At 34.8% G+C, this 19,264-nt stretch carries 16 protein-coding genes and 1 pseudogene; 13 read left to right on the forward strand and 4 right to left on the reverse strand.

Annotated elements, in window-relative coordinates:
• Positions 1-193 precede the first annotated feature (193 nt).
• Positions 194-2,224 carry a serine hydrolase domain-containing protein gene (locus B5P42_RS23030; RefSeq protein WP_113735340.1) on the reverse strand — a complete coding sequence of 677 codons (2,031 nt, stop codon included), beginning with the start codon at positions 2,222-2,224 and terminating at the stop codon, positions 194-196.
• Between the two features lie 583 nt (positions 2,225-2,807).
• Here B5P42_RS23030 and B5P42_RS23035 point away from each other — a divergent pair.
• The 12 genes and pseudogenes from B5P42_RS23035 (at position 2,808) to B5P42_RS23090 (ending at position 15,857) form a co-directional block, all read left to right on the forward strand.
• Positions 2,808-3,968 carry a serine hydrolase domain-containing protein gene (locus B5P42_RS23035; protein ID WP_113735341.1) on the forward strand — a complete coding sequence of 387 codons (1,161 nt, stop codon included), beginning with the start codon at positions 2,808-2,810 and terminating at the stop codon, positions 3,966-3,968.
• A gap of 338 nt (positions 3,969-4,306) precedes the next feature.
• Positions 4,307-4,450 (forward strand): annotated as a pseudogene (locus B5P42_RS23040) (IS4 family transposase); the annotation flags it as partial.
• Between the two features lie 356 nt (positions 4,451-4,806).
• Entirely contained in the window at positions 4,807-5,397 is a 591-nt protein-coding gene (locus B5P42_RS23045; protein ID WP_088032494.1) for a sensor domain-containing protein, read from the forward strand.
• 4 nt (positions 5,398-5,401) lie between these two features.
• A complete protein-coding gene (locus B5P42_RS23050; protein WP_113735342.1) occupies positions 5,402-7,192 on the forward strand; it encodes a helix-turn-helix transcriptional regulator in 1,791 nt (596 codons plus the stop codon).
• Between the two features lie 762 nt (positions 7,193-7,954).
• A complete protein-coding gene (locus tag B5P42_RS23055) occupies positions 7,955-8,992 on the forward strand; it encodes a serine hydrolase domain-containing protein (RefSeq protein WP_113735390.1) in 1,038 nt (345 codons plus the stop codon).
• 837 nt (positions 8,993-9,829) lie between these two features.
• A complete protein-coding gene (locus B5P42_RS23060; protein WP_002202408.1) occupies positions 9,830-10,777 on the forward strand; it encodes a DNA-binding transcriptional repressor DeoR in 948 nt (315 codons plus the stop codon).
• 318 nt (positions 10,778-11,095) lie between these two features.
• Positions 11,096-11,767, forward strand: a complete 672-nt coding sequence (gene deoC / locus B5P42_RS23065; protein WP_002012110.1) for a deoxyribose-phosphate aldolase — start codon at positions 11,096-11,098, stop codon at positions 11,765-11,767.
• 101 nt (positions 11,768-11,868) lie between these two features.
• Positions 11,869-13,050 (forward strand): NupC/NupG family nucleoside CNT transporter, encoded by a 1,182-nt coding sequence (locus B5P42_RS23070; RefSeq protein ID WP_002012109.1) that lies wholly within the window; start codon positions 11,869-11,871, stop codon positions 13,048-13,050.
• Between the two features lie 36 nt (positions 13,051-13,086).
• Positions 13,087-14,388 (forward strand): pyrimidine-nucleoside phosphorylase, encoded by a 1,302-nt coding sequence (locus B5P42_RS23075; RefSeq protein WP_113735343.1) that lies wholly within the window; start codon positions 13,087-13,089, stop codon positions 14,386-14,388.
• A 33-nt stretch (positions 14,389-14,421) separates the two neighbouring features.
• Positions 14,422-14,817, forward strand: coding sequence for a cytidine deaminase (locus tag B5P42_RS23080; protein ID WP_000358532.1), 396 nt, complete (start codon positions 14,422-14,424; stop codon positions 14,815-14,817).
• A gap of 146 nt (positions 14,818-14,963) precedes the next feature.
• The gene (locus B5P42_RS23085) at positions 14,964-15,359 is read left to right on the forward strand and encodes a DUF2871 domain-containing protein (protein ID WP_044440511.1); all 396 of its coding nucleotides are present in this window, start codon (positions 14,964-14,966) and stop codon (positions 15,357-15,359) included.
• Positions 15,360-15,374: 15 nt separating this feature from the next.
• Complete coding sequence (locus B5P42_RS23090) at positions 15,375-15,857, forward strand: CcdC family protein (RefSeq protein WP_113735344.1); 483 nt, start codon at positions 15,375-15,377, stop codon at positions 15,855-15,857.
• Between the two features lie 47 nt (positions 15,858-15,904).
• On the opposite strand, the gene B5P42_RS23095 is transcribed toward B5P42_RS23090, so the two are convergent.
• Positions 15,905-16,135 (reverse strand): DUF896 domain-containing protein, encoded by a 231-nt coding sequence (locus B5P42_RS23095; protein WP_044440515.1) that lies wholly within the window; start codon positions 16,133-16,135, stop codon positions 15,905-15,907.
• Between the two features lie 247 nt (positions 16,136-16,382).
• Here B5P42_RS23095 and B5P42_RS23100 point away from each other — a divergent pair, with 247 nt between their 5' ends.
• On the forward strand, positions 16,383-17,300 hold the full coding sequence (locus B5P42_RS23100; RefSeq protein WP_107887681.1) for an HPP family protein: 918 nt from the start codon (positions 16,383-16,385) through the stop codon (positions 17,298-17,300).
• A gap of 52 nt (positions 17,301-17,352) precedes the next feature.
• Here B5P42_RS23100 and B5P42_RS23105 read toward each other — a convergent pair whose 3' ends face one another.
• Positions 17,353-18,072: an urease accessory protein UreH domain-containing protein gene (locus B5P42_RS23105; RefSeq protein ID WP_220089401.1), complete on the reverse strand. Its 720-nt coding sequence runs from the start codon at positions 18,070-18,072 to the stop codon at positions 17,353-17,355.
• A gap of 15 nt (positions 18,073-18,087) precedes the next feature.
• Entirely contained in the window at positions 18,088-19,080 is a 993-nt protein-coding gene (locus tag B5P42_RS23110; RefSeq protein ID WP_113735346.1) for a F510_1955 family glycosylhydrolase, read from the reverse strand.
• Positions 19,081-19,264 lie beyond the last annotated feature (184 nt).

Below are 19,264 nucleotides of genomic sequence, written 5' to 3' on the forward strand. Positions count from 1 at the left end.
ATGATTCGGGGTACAGTTCATACTTCCTGATAGGTTCCTTCTTTAAATGCAAAAACTTCAAGTGTGTCAGGTTATGCTTCAAATCGTTACCGTTTCCATAAAGCTCTTATAAAGTTGAATGTCTTGTTATTTTTTACCTGATGCTGATGAGATACCATCATCCAATTTTTTTGATTCAATTTAGGATGAATATCTACTGTCGTTTGATAGGCAGTACATAATAGTTAAAAGCTAAATCCAGCAGAGCACTTGCTTCTTGACGCAGTAACAGGTCTTTCGGACGAAACATAAAGGATCCGTCAGCATTAATGGAAGTATCAGGGTCTAGAATTCCTTGGGAGGCAAGTGCCTGAATCGATTGGACTGCCCAGTCATCTGCGGCATCCAGTAATTTAACTTTAATAGCTTTGTCAGGTTGAATCGTTTTCAAGTCTTGAATTTGCTTTACGTTTTGAATCATGGTTGCTGCGACCTGTCGGGTAATCGGAGTAGCACGGTTATACTCTGGAATTCCATTCATAATTTTTTCCCTTGCCTCTTTTGAGTCGTCTGGAAAACCGTTCCATCCATGAGCAAGTAACAACGTATCCGCAAACTCTCCTTGTGTCATGGTTTCCATCGGATTGAATAGATTACCTGTTTTAGCACCCATAATATTTAGGGCATGAAGATTATCAATGTGACTTCTATAGTTACTCTTTTGTGGAACGTCATCAAAAGGTGGTTTGTTGTTAATTCTCTGGGCATCTGCTACAAAATCAAGGCTTTTAGGAGAATCGTAGTGAAAATATGTGATTTCTCCAGCTGAATTCTTTTTGAAAGCAACTTTGTTGCCTTCCGAATCTTCAAATAACAACGGATGAATCATTTTGAGAACTTGTTTTCCAGTTATTCCACCCTCCATGACTAAATTCCCATTTTCATAAGTAAAATGAGTGCGAATTGCAGCGAAACGCGTATTTTGGAATAAGCCCAAGTATTTATGAGCTTCTTTTTCCTCTAACGGGAGATAACTTGTTTTTACTTCATTCTTCTTAGCAGGGAAATAGTGATCCATGAGAGCTTCATATACGTCTATACTCATCAAGGAATCATTATTGTAAGACATGAAGAATGCTGTTTTTTGTTCAGGCACTAAAATCATCAGTGATTGATGTCCGGGCATACTTCCCCCTTTCATTACAACGTGTTGACCGTTAGCAAATTTATTAAAAGGCGTTTCAAATCCAATTGTCGCAACAGGGTTGGTCTTATCATCAAAAACTTGATAGGCATGCATCATATCTATGCTTTTTTTACTTACAATTTCTTTGTCTTTAAACTTTCCTTTCTGTAGTTGCATAATCATGTATTTTGACATGTCTTCTGCAGTAGATAAAATGCCTCCTTGTGGTGTATCCCTTAAACCGCTCCCACTTGTTGGGATCGGTTCGCCAGTGGGACCATAATGTGTAGCCATTCTTTCTAGAAGTTCAGGCGTAAAGCTCATACTTGTAGATTTCATATCTAATGGTTTGAAAATATTCTTTTCCATATATTTGGAGAAAGGGCTGTTAGTAACATTCTCTACTGCAAACCCTGCGAGCGCAAATGAGACGTTGTCATACGTATAAACTTCACCCGGTGGTCGTACCACAGTTGGCATATGTTTAGAGAAAAATTCTTTCATTGGTATACTATTATCAATATATTCAGGTCCAGTTATATTTGTGAGGTCGGGAAAATCTACCCCACTAGTATAAGTGAGCATATCAAACAAGGTAAGAGGTTTCCCTGTTTGATTAGGTATTTGTAATCCACCAAGATATTTTTGTACGTCTTGATCTAGTTTAAGCTTTCCTTTATCGACTTGCTGCATCACAGCCAAAGCAGTAAAAGTTTTCGAGACTGAAGCGATTTGAAAGACCGTATCCTTAGTGACGGGGATTTTCTTTTCTTTATCGGCATATCCATACCCTTTATTGACAACGACCTTTCCATCATGAACGACGACAAAACTAGAACCGTTCACATTGTGCTTCTTCATTTTTTCTTCAAATAACGGATCAGCAAAAGATTCTATTTCTTTTTTATTATTAGGTCCTTTCGTCATTTGGATATTAGTCGCGGATGCCGATGGTTTTGATTTTCCTGCTTCTAACGATTGTTGGGAACACGCAGAAATCATGGTTGAAGAAGAAAGAAGAATTGCAACGATCCCCAATTTGTTAATTGCTTGTTTCATTTTTGTACGCTCCTTTATTTGGTTGGAATTTTTTTGTTAGCGCAACGAGTTAGCGGCTCGTTAGCGTATGAAAAGAGTGTAGCAAGCGGCGAGTCATAGTCGATAGTGAACTTTTGTCATATTTATAAAGAACAACAAAAATTGAGTGGGATACGGCTGTATTAATAGCTATGTCATTGAAACCATGACATTTTGACACTACCGTATGTGACAAAAAAAAACTTAGAATCAAAGAGCAGTTTTTAAAGTATTAACAATAAATGAGGAGGGGAGATTTTCATTGTGCATGACAAAAATATAAAGAGGCGTGAAAGGGGAAACAGGTATGACCTATTTATGAAAAACAAACCAGTAACAAGAGTATTTTAAGGAAAAGAAGTAGTTTCTAGGGTTAACATACAAGTGGAAAAAGAGAAATTTACCGTTTGTTAGGACACAATAGCATTTGTGAAAATAATACTGAGTAAGATAATTGCAAATCCACTCTTGTCCATTTGTCTTTGGTTAAGATGAAAGCTGTGTGACTAGTATAAAACAGCAAATAACTACCGATAAAATATGAATAGAGGAGAGGAATATCTTTATGAAAAAGCATTGCCAGATTACATCTACAGGTTTAGTCCTTTTAATGACTGGAAGTTCTCTGTTATATACAACACCAACCTCAATTGTAAAAGCAGAGCCCACTCAAAATATATCTAGTTCGTTACAAACAAGTACCCAACGAGATCGTACTTCTGTAAAGCAAGCAATACGGGATACACTACAACTTGGATACCCTGGAATACTTGCTAAAATTTATAAGGGTGGAAAAACGTGGAGTTATACCGCTGGCATAGCGGATCTGAGAACCAAGAAGCCGATGAAAACAGATTTTCGCTTTCGCATTGGCAGTACGACGAAGACATTCATTGCAACAGTGCTACTTCAATTAGCTGGAGAGAACCGCTTGAATCTAGACGACTCCATTGAAAAATGGTTGCCTGGTGTCATTCAAGGAAACGGATATGATAGTAACCAGATTACTATCCGGCAGATATTGAATCATACAAGTGGTATCGCTGACTACATAAAGTCAACAGACTTTGATATTAAAGATACAAAAAAATCGTATACAGCTGAAGAATTCGTAAAGATGGGGATTTCTCTTCCCCCAGACTTTGCTCCAGGAAAGGGCTGGTCTTATTCAAACACAGGATACGTATTACTGGGTACCCTTATTGAAAAAGTAACTGGAAACAGCTATGCGGAAGAGGTCGAAAATCGAATTATTGAACCGCTTGAATTGTCGAATACATTCCTACCTGGCAATTCAACGGTTATTCCAGGCACCAAGCATGCCCGTGGATATGAAAGATATGATGGAGAAAGTGAGCTAAAAGACGTTACTTATTCTAACCCAGGTAGCTCGGATGGAGATATGATTTCTACTGCGGACGATTTAAACAAATTTTTCTCTTACTTACTCAGTGGCAAATTACTGAAGGAACAGCAACTAAAACAAATGCTTACTACAGTTCCTACAGGAACAGAAGAAATCGATGGATATGGTCTTGGAATCTATGAAACTAAACTTCAAAACGGTGTCTCGATATGGGGACACGCAGGCGGTGTTCCAGGGTTTTCTACTTTTTCTGGAGGCACACTTGGAGGCAAGCATACATTGGCCATCAATTTGAATGGCCATAAAACTAGTCGTTCTGATCCTTTTAAAAACATTTTACTTTCTGAATTTAACAAGTAGGCAAAAAGGAACGTCAAGTAAATTTTGTTATAGTTTTTATAGTTGAAAATATACCTTTCTGGTTTAAAAAACCAACTTCCTTTTAAAATTTTTAATTAAGGTGGTAAATGCTATTAAGCTAATAAAACAAAATTCTCCGTAATATAAAAAAACGTTATTCTTTCTCTAGAATCATAGAAAAGGATAGCGTTTTTTTACATTTGGGGGTAAAGCAAGTGCTTAATTTGATGGATATGTGGCGGTACCCTATCGCTATCAAGTTAATAAAAAGGAATGCCCACTAAAATGAAAAATACGCTGTTCTTTCTGTAGAATCATAGGAAAGGATGGTGTTTTTTATGTCTGTTTCTATGTCTGACGAATTACAACTATTTGCTCAAGAGATTCAAAGTTTTTTATCTTTAAATACCTTACGGGATCTTGCTAGAGATGTTGGTTTTGTACAACGAATCAGTAAGTATCAGGCAAAAGATTCTATTTCTTTTTTATTATTAGGACCTTTCGTCATTTGGATATTATTCGTGGATGCTGATGGTATTGATTTTCCTGCTTCTAACGATTGTTGGGAACATGCAGAAATCATGGTTGAAGAAGAAAGAAGAATTGCAACGATCTCCAGTTTGTTAATTGCTTGTTTCATTTTTGTACGCTCCTTTATTCGGTTGGAACTTTTTGTCATATTTATAAAGGATAACAAAAATTGAGTGGGCTAAGGCTTTATTGATAGTTATGTCATACAAACAATGACACTTTGACACTACCGTATGTGACAGAAAAATACTTAGAATCAAAAAGTAGCTTTTAACGCATTAACAATGAATGAGGAGGAGAGATTTTAATGACGAAAGCATCAGCTCAAAAAACTTTGCAAGATTTTTATTTCTTGTTATTTACCTTTGTATCCGGATTCTTTTACTTTTGTTTCTATCTGGTCAGCATTACATTTGCATTAGTAATGACGATTATCTTTTTGGGTATTCCCTTGTTGGTTTGGGTGCTACAAACAACTCACACGTTTGTTCAGTATGAACGTATTCAAACAAAGGTTTATACAGATGTATCGATAGAATTATTCGAACCAAGAAAAAAAGAGGAAGGGGATAAATGGATTAAAGCGAGAGATACAATCCTTAATAATAGCAACTGGAGAGCTATTTTTTGGCTCATGCAGAAATTTTTTATCGGAATAATAAGTCTTATATGTGCTGTTTTACTGTATGTAATGCCGCTAGTATGTATCGTTACACCCTTACTTTTTCGATATTTTAATATATACTTATTGGGCATTGCTGTGAATTCATGGGAGACAGCAATTTTTGTCATGATTGTTGGTTTCATTCTCATCTGGATACATAATCTTATTGGAAACGGCTTAGTTAGAATTATTGGAATGTACACGCGTTCCATGTTTAAAGCTATAAAGGAGTGATAATTTGTTTAATACTTTGAAAATATGGTTTTGGTATGATTGGGCCTTACTTTGTATACGTTTTATTATTTGGCTATCATTGATATCGATGACTATCCAACAACAAGATTATTTGACAGTACCACTTTGGATCATTATTCTTTGGGAAATAGTTTCATTTTCAGTACCTTGGATTTGTTTAATGTTTAGTTATCGCTATTATTTGTTTACTGAAATAATATTATTTGGCGGAGTGTGTTTCTATTTAACTTTATTATTTCCGTCAGCATATCTTGCTTTTTTAATGCCAACTTTTATGATTGCGGCAAATAGTGCTCATAAATCTTACCGTTGGTCGGGTCCTATCACAATTATTTTATTCCCATTGCTCATTGCGATATTTTCCAAAGTAACAGATTTATGGGGAATCATCCTACAAATCAGTTTAGCTTTTGCTATGGGGTCTTTCTTTCGTTTACTGGCTACTAATTACCGTCAAAGTGAAACTATTCGGAACCAGAAACATGTATTGGAACAATACGTATCCCAAGTTGAGCGAATTACATTACTCGAGGAACGTGATAGGCTCTCAAAAGACTTACACGATACGATGGGGCATTCCTATACCTCAATTATTATGGGGATGGAAACATTACGTATGGAATTAAAGTCTAAAGAAGGAGAGCAACAGCTCGATTCATTATTACAATTGGCCCGTAACAGTATGGAGGAAGTAAGACTGTATTTACATCAATTGGATTTATCACAAGAATCGCTTCCCTTAGCTGTCACATTACAACAATTGACAGAGGAATTTAAGAAACATGCAAAAGTAAATGTACGTACTCGAATAATAGGGGAAGAGTATATGGCCTCCAAACAATCAAAAATGACACTATATAGGAGCTTGCAGGAATCACTAACAAATGCTGTTCGCCATGGGCATTCCACAGAAATCATTGTGTCACTTCACTTTGAACCACAACAGATAAGATTGGATGTACAGGATAATGGCTGTGGGGTAGAAGAGTGGAAGGATGGCTTTGGATTAACTGCAATGAAAGAGCGTGTGAGTCAGTCACAAGGAAGAGTCATTGTTTATTCCAAAAAGGGGGAAGGGACGTTAATTTCATGTGTTTTACCGAAACAAGTACAACTGTCTAATGAACAAATCCGCCTGTGTATTGTCGATGATCATTCTTTTATCCGAGAAAGTCTTCATACAATTTTGGATGGACAGGAGGATTTACAAGTAGTGGGAATGGCTGAAGATGGAGAACGGGCTTTGGAATTGTGTGAGAGACTAAAACCAGATGTAGTATTAATGGATTTAGAGATGCCAAATCTGGATGGGATTCATGCGACTAAAATGATTAAGGAAAAATGGCCGGGCATTCGTGTACTCATTCTGTCAACCTTTCAGAATACAGAAAGGGCAAAAGAAATCATACGAAATGGTGCGGATGGATATTTATTGAAATCCATAGATTCGCGTGAACTAGCTGAATCAATTCGTCTAGTCTATCGAGGAGGCACGATGATTAATCATGACTTGTTCCATAGAATGTGGGAAGAAAATGAAGAAATAGGATCATTTGAATCAAAATCAGATGGAAAAGAGTATGGATTAACGAAACGAGAATTAGAGATTTTGGAACTATTATCACAAGGAAGCCGTTATAAAACAATAGCTTCGAAACTTTACTTGTCAAACGGAACGGTAAGAAATTACGCCTCCAATCTCTATGAGAAGCTAGGAGTTAAAAATCGAGAAGAAGCCGTACAAAAGGCAAAAGATATAGGATTACTTTCTTGACACTCTCACTGGAACTAGTTAGCTGAAGTCAATGGGGAACTTACAGATAATACAGGGCATCACTACCCAATACTACATTTGAAACTACAATGAAAAATAAAGAGTTGGAAACCCCCTGCTTTTTTGTGAATATAGTCTAATATAATTTAGTTGTTTAAAATGGGTATTCGGATTTTTATATCGAAAAAGTAAAACACTATGGACGATGACTATAAAAGTTGTAGACTATAACCGAAATTGGAACAAGGTATAAGGGAGATGAATATTTTATTAAAACCTATCTTCACAGAGGACTGGTAAATAGTTTTCATATTCGCTAGCACATCGTTCCTAATTCTGAAAGTAAAATAGATGTTATTGACCCCATTTCGAAAATATCTATTACGTTGCCATGAGTGGTTTTGGAATTGAAAGAGTTACTTCCGTAAAGTCGAGGATAATAGCACTCACTAAATTCAAGTTCTCTATAAAGAGAAGAATTTAGAAACTAAAGAAATTAGTGTGAGGGTGCTTTATTGTAGTCAAATTAAAATATGTCGTTTTGAGTTGAAGTAATATAATTCTAAAATTGAAATTATATTGGAATGATGCAAAAGATAATCTAAAACTGAAGTATACAAGTAGGTCTGCGCAACCAGCCTGAAGATGGTCATCCTATTGCTGGATTTCATAATCCGATACGGAGTTCAATTGGAATGAATATGAGAAAGATAACAGGTTAATATATTTCTAATCATTTAAAGGGAAGGGTATGTGATTGAGGTGAATAATACATATAATGAAAAGACGCATACATCGATTAAACAATTATTAAAAAAGTTTTCATCAAAAGCTCCTGGCTTTGCATATATTGCTAGTTTCGATAGCGGAATAACTTATAAAGGTGCAGTTGGCTTAGCTTCTATAGAGGGAAATCTACCGATAAATACTAAAATCATTTTTAATATTGCTTCAGTTTCTAAACAATTTACAGCATTTTCTATATTGCTCTTAGAACAAGAGGGGAAATTAAGTTTAGATGATTCAATTGTAAAGTTTGTTCCGTCTATAGGAGCATATGCTGAACCTATAACATTGAGACACCTAATTCATCACACTGGCGGACTAGTTGATTATATGGAATTGGCAGAAGCAGCAAATATTAAATATACTGATACATTAACTGTGGAAGAATCGCTAGAACACCTTAAAAATCATCAAATTGCAAGGTTCCCAGTTGGAACAAAATTTGAGTATAGCAATACAGGATATTTTTTATTATCACAAGTGATAGAGAAAGTAAGTGGCAAGTCTCTACGTCAGTTTAAAAAGGAGCGTATTTTTGACCCTTTAAATATGAGGGCCACAACAATTGTGGATTACTACCCAACTACTATATCAATTGCTAGCGGATATTCGAAGAATGAACAAGGAACATATAAAATCTATGAAAGTCCTTGGGAACATACAGGGGATGGGGCAGTTCATACAACAGTTGAAGACCTGGTAAAATGGGGAGAGAATTTAACAACAGGTACCGTTGGTGGAAAAGACCTTGTTAAAAGAATGAGCGAAATAGGTCCGAAAATTTCTCCAACTGGAGAAATGATTATTGACAATGAAGATTATGCTTTTGGGTTGAGAGTTGCAGAAGGTTTTAACTGTCGATACCTGGAACATTCAGGAGGTTGGGCAGGTTATCGTTCGCACTTCATGCGGTTTCCAGAAAAATATTTGTCTGTTGCGGTACTAAGTAACTATGATGAATTTGACTCTAAAAAATATGCTAATGAAATAGCAGCAATTGTTTTAGAAAAGTAAAAAAATAGAGCGTAGAATACAGTATTTGGATTTGGTTTATATTGTTTAAAAGAATTTAACCTACACTTTCTCAAAATCCAATCAAAAAAAACGGAAATAACCTTAGAATTAGATTAGTGTTTTTAATATTCAGAATAATCACCACTATCGTTGCGGGAATATTACAAATCGAGTATCCCTGCATTCTCATTTTTATTTAATAAGAATGCAGGGATATAATAAATACAAAATTTGCGTTTTGGGGGGAATAGCTTTTCTTAGCTTGATGTGGTATCGCCACATGCCTATCAAGCTAAGGTTAGGTCTTTCATGAACTTCCTTCGGTGTTGCCTACATGCTTGATAACTTGTTTATCTTTTTTTAAAAATAATACCTATCTAATTTTATTTGGCATGCTCATTTTTAAGGAGAAAAAGTGTTTTAAGGGTTTTTTAGTTTATTTAAACGAAAGTTCACTTTGTTTCCATTCTTAAGTTGATGGGAATGGGATCACCATCAAAATGCGAATTTCGCACGCTAAGGAATTTCTATGTTAAAAAACTTGATTTTACCGTACAGTAAGGAAGTTCCATAAATGATATCTAATGTTTGTTATTGAACGGCTTTGTTATCGTTACTACAGAAAAAGCAAAAAAGAATGAATTAAATATAAATTGATTTACATGCTTCAAGATCATCTGTATCGAGTGTATGAAGCTAAAAAATAAAGTTTCATTGTAAATACTAGATGGGGTAGAAGTTTAGGTTGATAAATAAGGGAGTCGAAATTTCTTGCATAAAGCTGTATAATGCTTGTAACGAAAGGGAAATACAGGAAAGGGTTTGTAATAAGTTACTATGGAAAAAGATAAACAACAGTTAAGCGTTGAAGTTGCAAGATTATATTATCAATCAGATTATAGTCAGCAAGAAATTGCTAACAAATTAAATATTTCAAGACCGACGATCTCTAGATTATTAAAGTACGCAAAAGAAAAAGGATTTGTTCAAATTAGCATAGCCGATCCGTTTGCTGATTTAGATAACGTTGGGAATTTACTTAAAGAAAAGTACAACCTGTTAGAAGCGCATGTCGTATTTTCTCCAGTACCAGAATATGCAACGATTACGGAGTATATTAGTAAGTATGCTGCTGAGTATATGGAAAAGACAGTGAAAACTGGTGATATCGTTGGTGTAAGCTGGGGAATGACGATGTATGAAATCGCTAGAAAAATCGTGCCGCAACATGTGAAAGGTGTAGAGGTTGTCCAATTAAAAGGTGGCATTAGTCACTCAAGTGTAAATACATATGCGAATGAGACGATTGCTTTATTTGCAGATGCTTTTCAAACGACGCCAAGAAATCTACCCCTTCCAGTTATATTTGATAATGCAGTGACAAAAGAATTAGTGGAGCAAGATAGACATATTCATCACATTATCGAAATGGGAAAACAAGCGAATATTGCAGTTTTTACTGTTGGAACAGTGCGAGACGAAGCGCTATTATTCCGATTAGGATATTTCGATAAGGATGAAACGAACATTTTGAAAAAACAATCGGTCGGTGACATTTGTTCACGTTTCTTTGATGGAGACGGAAATATTAGTAGCGAAGAAATTAATAAGCGTACAATTGGAATTGAGTTAGAGGAACTTAAATTAAAGAAACGTTCTATTTTAGTTGCAGGTGGTAATAGAAAAGTAAAAGCAATTGATGGTGCGTTACGTGGCGGGTATGCAAATGTATTAATTATCGATCAGCATACGGCGAAGGAATTGTTACATTATCAAAAAGGTTAGAAATAAAAGGCTTTCTCAAAATATTAATTTTGAGAAAGCCTTTTATTTTGTTATGTATAAATGATAGGAGTCCTTCTTGGAACACAAACTTCCTTTTTAAAAATAATTATGGATATTGAGATACATACTACCAGTGTTAACATAAAAGTTTTGATTTCAACTTGTGATGTATATGAATTGTTTCTCAGCTAGAATGCACCGTATCTACTACAAGAAATTCCCTTTTGTAAAAGAGTGAACAAAATTTCAAAAGTGTATTTACATTTGTTCAACTAAGGGTTAGAATGAAGTTGTTAAAAGATATGAGGAGTGAAAATAATGAACATTGCAAAGTTAATTGATCATACAATTTTAAAACCAAATTCTACAAAAGAAGATGTTATGAAAGTAATCGAAGAGGCAAAGCAATACAAATTTGCTTCAGTTTGTATTAATCCTACATGGGTAAAGCTAGCTGCTGAAGAATTAGCTGGACATGATGTAGACGTTTGTACTGTAATCGGTTTCCCATTAGGAGCAAGCACTACTGAAACAAAAGCATTCGAAACAAAAGATGCTATCGCAAAAGGTGCAACTGAAGTTGATATGGTAATCAACGTAGGTGCTCTAAAAGATGGCGACAACGAATTCGTTGAAAAAGACATTTATGAAGTAGTACAAGCAGCAAAAGGAAAAGCTCTTGTAAAAGTAATCATTGAAACTTGTCTGCTAACAGATGAAGAAAAAGTTCGTGCTTGTGAATTATCAGTAAAAGCTGGCGCTGATTTCGTAAAAACTTCAACTGGATTCTCAACTGGCGGAGCAACTGCTGAAGATATCGCGTTAATGCGTAAAACAGTTGGACCAAACGTTGGCGTGAAAGCATCTGGCGGCGTTCGTACACGTGAAGATGCAGACAAAATGGTAGAGGCTGGAGCTTCTCGCGTTGGAGCAAGTGCTAGTGTTGCAATCGTATTAAATGATGCAAAAGGTGCTACAGATAACTACTAATCAATAAAGAGTGAAGAGCAATAGATACACAACGTATAGTGTATCTATTGCTCTAACAATTGAAAAAAATGTAAGCGGATACGAATGGGAGGAGACGGCTTATGAAATACTTAATCGGTGTTTTTGGCCTCGTATTGATTTTAGGTATCGCTTGGCTTGCTAGTAATGATAGAAAGAAAGTCAAATATCGCCCAATCATAACGATGGTTATATTACAATTCATTTTGGGGTTTTTATTATTAAATACAAGCGTAGGGAATATATTAATTAGCGGAATAGCAGATGGTTTTGGAGAATTATTAAAATATGCCGCTGATGGTGTGAATTTCGTATTTGGTGGATTAGTAAATCAAAAAGAGTTTTCATTCTTTTTAAGTGTATTAATGCCAATCGTATTTATATCAGCTTTAATAGGTATTTTGCAACACATTAAAGTATTACCTATTATTGTGAAATCTATCGGTCTAGTATTAAGTAAAGTAAATGGGATGGGGAAACTCGAATCATATAACGCGGTAGCTTCTGCGATTTTAGGACAATCTGAAGTGTTTATTTCAGTTAAGAAACAACTAGGATTATTGCCAGAGAAAAGAATGTATACATTATGTGCATCTGCAATGTCTACAGTATCTATGTCTATCGTTGGATCATATATGGTGTTATTAAAACCGCAATATGTTGTAACCGCTTTAGTGCTTAACTTATTCGGTGGTTTCATTATTGCTTCTATCATTAACCCGTACGAAGTTACTGAAGAAGAGGATATGTTAGAAGTACAAGAAGAAGAGAAAAAGACATTCTTTGAAGTATTAGGGGAATACATTATAGATGGATTTAAAGTTGCGATTACAGTAGCAGCTATGTTAATTGGTTTCGTTGCTCTTATCGCATTCATTAATGCAGTATTTAAAGGTGTAATCGGTATCTCATTCCAAGAAATTCTTGGCTATGTATTTGCACCATTTGCATTTATTATGGGTGTACCTTGGCATGAAGCAGTTAATGCCGGAAATATTATGGCAACAAAATTAGTATCAAATGAATTTGTCGCTATGACAGATTTAGCAAAAGGAAACTTTAATTTCTCAGATAGAACGACAGCGATTATATCTGTATTCTTAGTTTCATTTGCAAACTTCTCTTCAATCGGGATTATTGCGGGGGCAGTTAAGAGCTTAAATGAAAAACAAGGGAATGTAGTCGCAAGATTCGGTTTGAAATTACTTTTCGGTGCAACATTAGTAAGTTTTTTATCAGCAACAATCGTTGGCTTATTATTTTAACAGATTCATATAATATAAAAAGGAATGGTGATTACAATGAGAATGGTAGATATTATTGCGAAAAAACGTGATGGAAAAGAATTAACGACTGAAGAAATCAAATTCTTTATTAATGGATATACAGATGGAAGTATTCCTGATTATCAAGCGAGTGCACTTGCAATGGCAATTTTCTTTAAAGATATGACGGATCGTGAACGTGCAGATTTAACGATGGCAATGGTTGAGTCTGGAGAAACAATCGACTTATCAGCAATTAAAGGCATTAAAGTAGATAAGCATTCAACTGGCGGTGTTGGTGATACAACAACATTAGTATTAGGACCATTAGTTGCTGCTTTAGATGTACCAGTAGCAAAAATGTCTGGTCGTGGTTTAGGACATACGGGCGGGACAATTGATAAATTAGAAGCGGTAGAAGGATTCCACGTTGAAATTACGAAAGAACAGTTCATTGATATTGTAAACCGTGACAAAGTGGCTGTTATCGGACAAACAGGAAACTTAACACCTGCTGATAAAAAGATTTATGCATTACGTGATGTAACAGGAACAGTAAATTCAATTCCTCTAATTGCAAGTTCAATTATGAGTAAAAAAATTGCAGCTGGTGCTGATGCAATCGTACTTGATGTAAAAACAGGTGCTGGTGCATTTATGAAAACCGAAGAAGATGCAAAAGAATTAGCTCATGCAATGGTACGTATCGGAAATAATGTTGGACGTCAAACGATGGCAGTAATTTCAGATATGTCACAACCTCTTGGTTTTGCGATTGGTAACGCTCTAGAAGTGAAGGAAGCAATTGATACTTTAAAAGGCGAAGGTCCAGAAGATTTAACAGAATTAGTACTTGTATTAGGAAGCCAAATGGTCGTACTTGCGAAAAAAGCAAATACATTAGAAGAAGCTCGTGAAATGCTAATTGAAGTTATGAAAAATGGAAAAGCAACTGAGAAATTTAAAGAGTTCTTAAGCAACCAAGGCGGAGACAGCTCGATTGTAGACAATCCAGAAAAAATGCCACAAGCGAAGTATGTAATTGATGTACCTGCAAAAACTTCAGGTGTGATTTCAAACATTGTTGCAGATGAAATCGGTATCGCAGCTATGTTATTAGGTGCAGGTCGTGCGACAAAAGAAGATGAAATCGATTTAGCGGTAGGATTAATGTTACGTAAAAAAGTTGGCGATGCAGTAAAAGAAGGCGAGCCGTTCGTAACAATCTATGCAAATCGTGAAAATGTAGAAGATGTAAAAGCTAAAATTTATGAAAACATTTCTATCGCTGAAACAGCAGTGGCTCCTAAATTAGTGCATACAGTTATTACTGACTAATCATCATTAAATTTACTTTGAGGAGGAAATAATATGGATAAGAAAAAATATATCGAAGAAGCAAATAAGATGTTATCGAAAGCGTATATTCCGTATTCTAAATTTCCTGTTGGTGCAGCATTAGTTACGAAAGAAGGTAAAATCTATACTGGTTGTAATATAGAAAACGCTTCTTACGGTTTATGTAACTGTGCAGAAAGAACAGCGATCTTTAAAGCAGTATCAGAAGGTGAGCGCGACTTTAGTTACTTAGTCATTACAGGAGAAACTGACGGACCTATTTCACCATGTGGTGCTTGTAGACAAGTTATTGCTGAATTTTGTGATCCGAAAATGCCTGTATTACTAACGAATGTAAAAGGTGATGAAAAAGAAGTGACTGTGGAACAGTTACTGCCAGGTGCTTTCTCAATTGAAGATTTAAAATAAGTTAAAAGGCCATTCCACAATGAATAGTTGTGGAATGGCTTTTTTATTTTCAAAAATAGAATGTAATATTCCGTTCATATTCCGTTCATAAACTTTGCGTAAAATGATTGCATCGAATATGGAAAGTTTACAGCAGGAGGAATATGATGAAGAAATTATATAATGCAGCATTCATTTACTTAATTATTGGTTTATTATCAGGTGTATTTGCTAGAGAGTATACGAAAGCGCAAGGAATTAAAGGATCCACTATGTTGCAATTAGTGCATACACACGTATTAGTGCTCGGCTTCGTATTCTTTTTGATCGCTTTAGCTCTATTTAAAGTATTTAATGTCCATGAAACAAAAAGTTTTCGTGCGTGGTTTGTTTTTTATAATGTAGGATTAATTTTTACTATTGCTACAATGGTATTTAGAGGTCTTCTACAAGTAAACGGAACTGACTTTAATGGTTTAAGCCATATGGCTGGATTAGGTCATGTCATTATAAGTATTGGGCTCGTTTGGTTTATGATTTTGCTCAAAAAGTCATTTAAATAGATAGGGGTGGAGAGTATGAGTTTAGCACTTTTATCAAGTATAGTAGCGGTTTGTATGGCTGTTGGTGTAATGTTTCTTCGCTTTAAGTCAGCGAAAAAACCGGTAGTGAAAAAGAAAATTATATTACCACCAATTTTTATGAGTACGGGTGCAATGATGTACTTCTTACCAGAGTTTCGATTAACATCTTTAGAAATAGTAGAGGCAATTAGTATAGGACTTATTTTCTCTATATTTCTTATTAAAACATCGAAGTTTGAAATAAGAGGCGAAGATATATATATGAAACCGTCAAAAGCGTTCATATTTATTTTAGTTGGATTATTAGCTGTACGAGTAGGACTTAAATCATATTTAAGTCAATCGATTGATTTGGCGCAATTAAGCGGGATGTTTTTCTTACTTGCATTTGCGATGATTGTATCGTGGAGAATTGCGATGTATCGCTCATTTACTAAATTAGAAAAGACAATAAAAAGAGCTGGAATTTCTATATAGGAAATCCAGCTCTTTTTATGTTTTATTGAAATTCTTTAGCGCGGAGCTCATTTACTAAATTTCAAACGATCTTGAGCATCTTGTAATGCAACTGGTGTAACGTTAAGACCATTTTGATCAACGATTTTTGTGTTTAATAAAATGGAATCTAAGCTTCCACGAAATGTTTTTGTATAGTTTTGACGCAACATTTGTTGTTCTTGTTTTTCATCAACCGTTAATCCAGATGCTTTTTCTTTTTTTGATAATTCGTTAATACGAAATAAAATGTTTTTCATTTGTTTTCACCTCTAGTGAAATTTAATTACATTAGTTACTTACTAATGTATAGTTATTTTAACTTATCTTTTAATAAGTGTCAATGCCTATAAACATTCCTTGTTTTGTAAGTGTGTGGGGTGATAAAGAATGAAAAAACTACAAATACTTGAAATAGGGAAGATGTTAATATACAATACCTAAGTAGGGTATATAAAGTTATTATTTTACTTTATGAGAGTAATAAGCAAAAAGGAGTATGTAATAATGAATGCAGTAATTTCAAAGAAAGAAACAATCATCTCATATACGATTGCTATTTTATTTATTTTAGCTATGGTAATAGCAGGTGTGTTATTAAATGATCCAGAAGTAATTTTGCCGGAAATAGCTGCGATGGCAATAGCTTTATGGGCATACCGTGAGCCGGGATGGCTAAGACAACCAGAAAAAATCTTTATTGCGCCGTCAATAACAGCTGTTATTGGTTTTGCAGTGAATCAAATGGATATTTCCTATATGGGAAAAGTTAGCTTAACACTTATATTAATGATGTTGTTTTTACGTGTTATTCAATCCAATTTAGCACCATCTATTGCGACAGGTTTATTACCATTAGTAACAAATGCGACGGAATGGTCATTTGTTATCTCAGTCTTCGTTTTGACATTTATTTTAATGATTGGTGTTCTTATTTTTAAATTGAATAACGGTATTGAGAGAAAAGTTAAAATCCAATATAAATATATGGTTGTATTTCTATTTTTAAATTTTGTATGGATCAGTTTATGTTGGATAACTGGTTATGAACAATTAGCGGTTATTCCGCCAATTCTAGTCGTAGTGTATGAATCACTTCAAAAACCGATGTACAATGAAAAAATGGCATTTAAACAAATATTAGTATTAACTACATCAGCAACTGTTGGAACTTTATTGTATTTTGCAATTGATTCATGGATTGTAGTCACTTTATTAAATATGATATTAATGCTAATTTTATTAAAAATCGTTGGAGTACGTATTCCAGCAGCATATGCATTTCCGTTATTGCCGCTCGTATTTCCTGATGAAATGATAAAAATGTTACCTGTAGGCTCATTCATTGCGGGGGTATTCTTATTTGGGGCAGTACTACTGTATAAAAAATGGGAGATGAAGCAGAGGGGGATGCAGAAGAGTTAAAAATAATTTGCAAAAAAGGTAAGTTCAAGTCACTTGAGCTTACCTTTTTTATTTATACCCAATATAAGGATATATCATAAAGTCCAATTAAAATGAGTAGTACCCCTGCTATAAGTTGAATGTTTTTTCCTATTTTTCGGCTCTTTTTCAGTAAAGTCCCATTTAATCCAAGATAGGAGATGATGAACATTAGTACAACGATAGGTAGAGCAGTTCCTATCGAAAAGAATGTCGGAAACAAGTATCCATAATTAGATGAGAAAGATAAAGGGATTAACGTTCCGAAAAATAGAACGAACATAGTCGGACAGAAGGCTAAGGAAAAAAAGAATCCAAGTAAAAATGAGCCAACCTCATTTTGTTTTCGTATAAATTTGATCGAGAAGAAACTTCTTCCTTTTATAATACCTGCCAACATTAACCCCATTAAAATTAATAAAGGTCCAATTATTTTTCGTAACCATGGGAAATACAAAGTTAATATTTGCTGAATCTCTTTTCCTAAGAACCATACAAATAGTCCAAGTGTCGTAAAAGCTACTATTTTTCCTAAAATGAATAACAATATATGTTTCCATGCATGTCCCTTTTGTAAAGATTGATTCCCATAAAGTGTAATAGCGCTAATGTTTCCTGTTAATTGGCAAGGAGCCAGGGTACCTACTACGCCTAATAAAAACGCAAATAATAGAGGTACTGATTTCGTAGCATTCGCGACATCCATTAAAGGAGACATGAGTTGATAACTCCACTCGCTAATTGTTGAAAACACGTTATATTCACCTTTCTAATTAAATTGGAATGTTCCCTCTTTAGTAATCTGCTTCCAAGTTTTCCCCTCATCTGGAGAAAGGAACACATTTGCTTTCATTGTAGCAAATACTATTTCAGCTGAATTTTGAGGGTTTTGTGATATGTACATAATTGTATCTTTAGAATCTAAAGATGGAATTTGTAAGTTTGTTTCTTTATTTGTAGCAATTGATTTCTTCGTTATCATTTGTTTGTTTTCCTTATTAATAGGGGCATAAATGACATCTTCATCGCTAAATGTAACTGCTGTCGATTCAAGAGATTTAGAGAATAATTTAAAAGTATTCCCGTAATCTGTAGACGAATATACACCGTCTTTAGCACTTACCGCGACTACACTAGATTGATCTGGATGTGCTGAAAAGGAATGGATTGTACTTGAAAGACCGTTTAACTTACTATTTTTCCATTCTTGTCCGTTGTCCGTACTGAAATAAAAACCTTGTTCTAATTTAGAATTAGGATGCTCATTGTATAAATAAATTGCTTCCGTATTATATCCGACAGCAAGGTTATGAAAATCAGATTCTCCATAAAACGCTAGCTTTTCAAGGGTATTACCGCCATCAGAACTTTTCATTAATCCTAAAGGGTTTTTTAAGTTTGCTCCTGGTTCAGGATGCCCGCTAGCAAAAAATCCATTTTTTGTTGCCTGAAAGCCCATATAATCGTGTAACTGTGTAGTAGTTTCAAACCATTTGCCATCTTGATAAACTTTTATACCACTGTGCGTGGCGATAGAAATCCCAGGCATATTTCCTGCATAGCCAATTCCATGAATGTGCTCGATTTTTCCAGATGTAATTTCTTTATAGAAGTTTTGCGGAATCGTATTTGCTGTTTCTGTATTTTTGGGTTGAGATTGCACGGTTTCTTTTTTAGCTGGTGCTGTTTCAGCATTGCTAGAACATCCTGTAATTATTAATAAAGAAGTAATTGCTAACCCTGTTGCTACATAATGTTTCACTTTTGTAGACTCCTTTCTATATATGAGATTTTAAGTATATGGAATAAATGTCAAGAAATTGTGGAGTGGTATGCATAATTTAGAGTGGAAGGGGCCCTAGTAATGAAAATTTTCTTTTCTCTATGAGTACTATTAATTGACGAAAAATTATAACAATAATAGAATGAATTATATTGGATAATCA

Source organism: Bacillus sp. SRB_331, assembly GCF_003264175.1.
GTDB lineage: Bacteria > Bacillota > Bacilli > Bacillales > Bacillaceae_G > Bacillus_A > Bacillus_A mycoides.

Excerpts from the sequence above, each read along its gene's own strand:
- B5P42_RS23030 (WP_113735340.1), bottom strand. The coding sequence starts at position 2,224 with ATGAAACAAGCAATTAACAAATTGGGGATCGTTGCAATTCTTCTTTCT.
- B5P42_RS23035 (WP_113735341.1), top strand. The coding sequence starts at position 2,808 with ATGAAAAAGCATTGCCAGATTACATCTACAGGTTTAGTCCTTTTAATG.
- B5P42_RS23045 (WP_088032494.1), top strand. The coding sequence starts at position 4,807 with ATGACGAAAGCATCAGCTCAAAAAACTTTGCAAGATTTTTATTTCTTG.
- B5P42_RS23060 (WP_002202408.1), top strand. The coding sequence starts at position 9,830 with ATGGAAAAAGATAAACAACAGTTAAGCGTTGAAGTTGCAAGATTATAT.
- deoC (WP_002012110.1), top strand. The coding sequence starts at position 11,096 with ATGAACATTGCAAAGTTAATTGATCATACAATTTTAAAACCAAATTCT.
- B5P42_RS23070 (WP_002012109.1), top strand. The coding sequence starts at position 11,869 with ATGAAATACTTAATCGGTGTTTTTGGCCTCGTATTGATTTTAGGTATC.
- B5P42_RS23075 (WP_113735343.1), top strand. The coding sequence starts at position 13,087 with ATGAGAATGGTAGATATTATTGCGAAAAAACGTGATGGAAAAGAATTA.
- B5P42_RS23080 (WP_000358532.1), top strand. The coding sequence starts at position 14,422 with ATGGATAAGAAAAAATATATCGAAGAAGCAAATAAGATGTTATCGAAA.
- B5P42_RS23085 (WP_044440511.1), top strand. The coding sequence starts at position 14,964 with ATGAAGAAATTATATAATGCAGCATTCATTTACTTAATTATTGGTTTA.
- B5P42_RS23090 (WP_113735344.1), top strand. The coding sequence starts at position 15,375 with ATGAGTTTAGCACTTTTATCAAGTATAGTAGCGGTTTGTATGGCTGTT.
- B5P42_RS23095 (WP_044440515.1), bottom strand. The coding sequence starts at position 16,135 with ATGAAAAACATTTTATTTCGTATTAACGAATTATCAAAAAAAGAAAAA.
- B5P42_RS23100 (WP_107887681.1), top strand. The coding sequence starts at position 16,383 with ATGAATGCAGTAATTTCAAAGAAAGAAACAATCATCTCATATACGATT.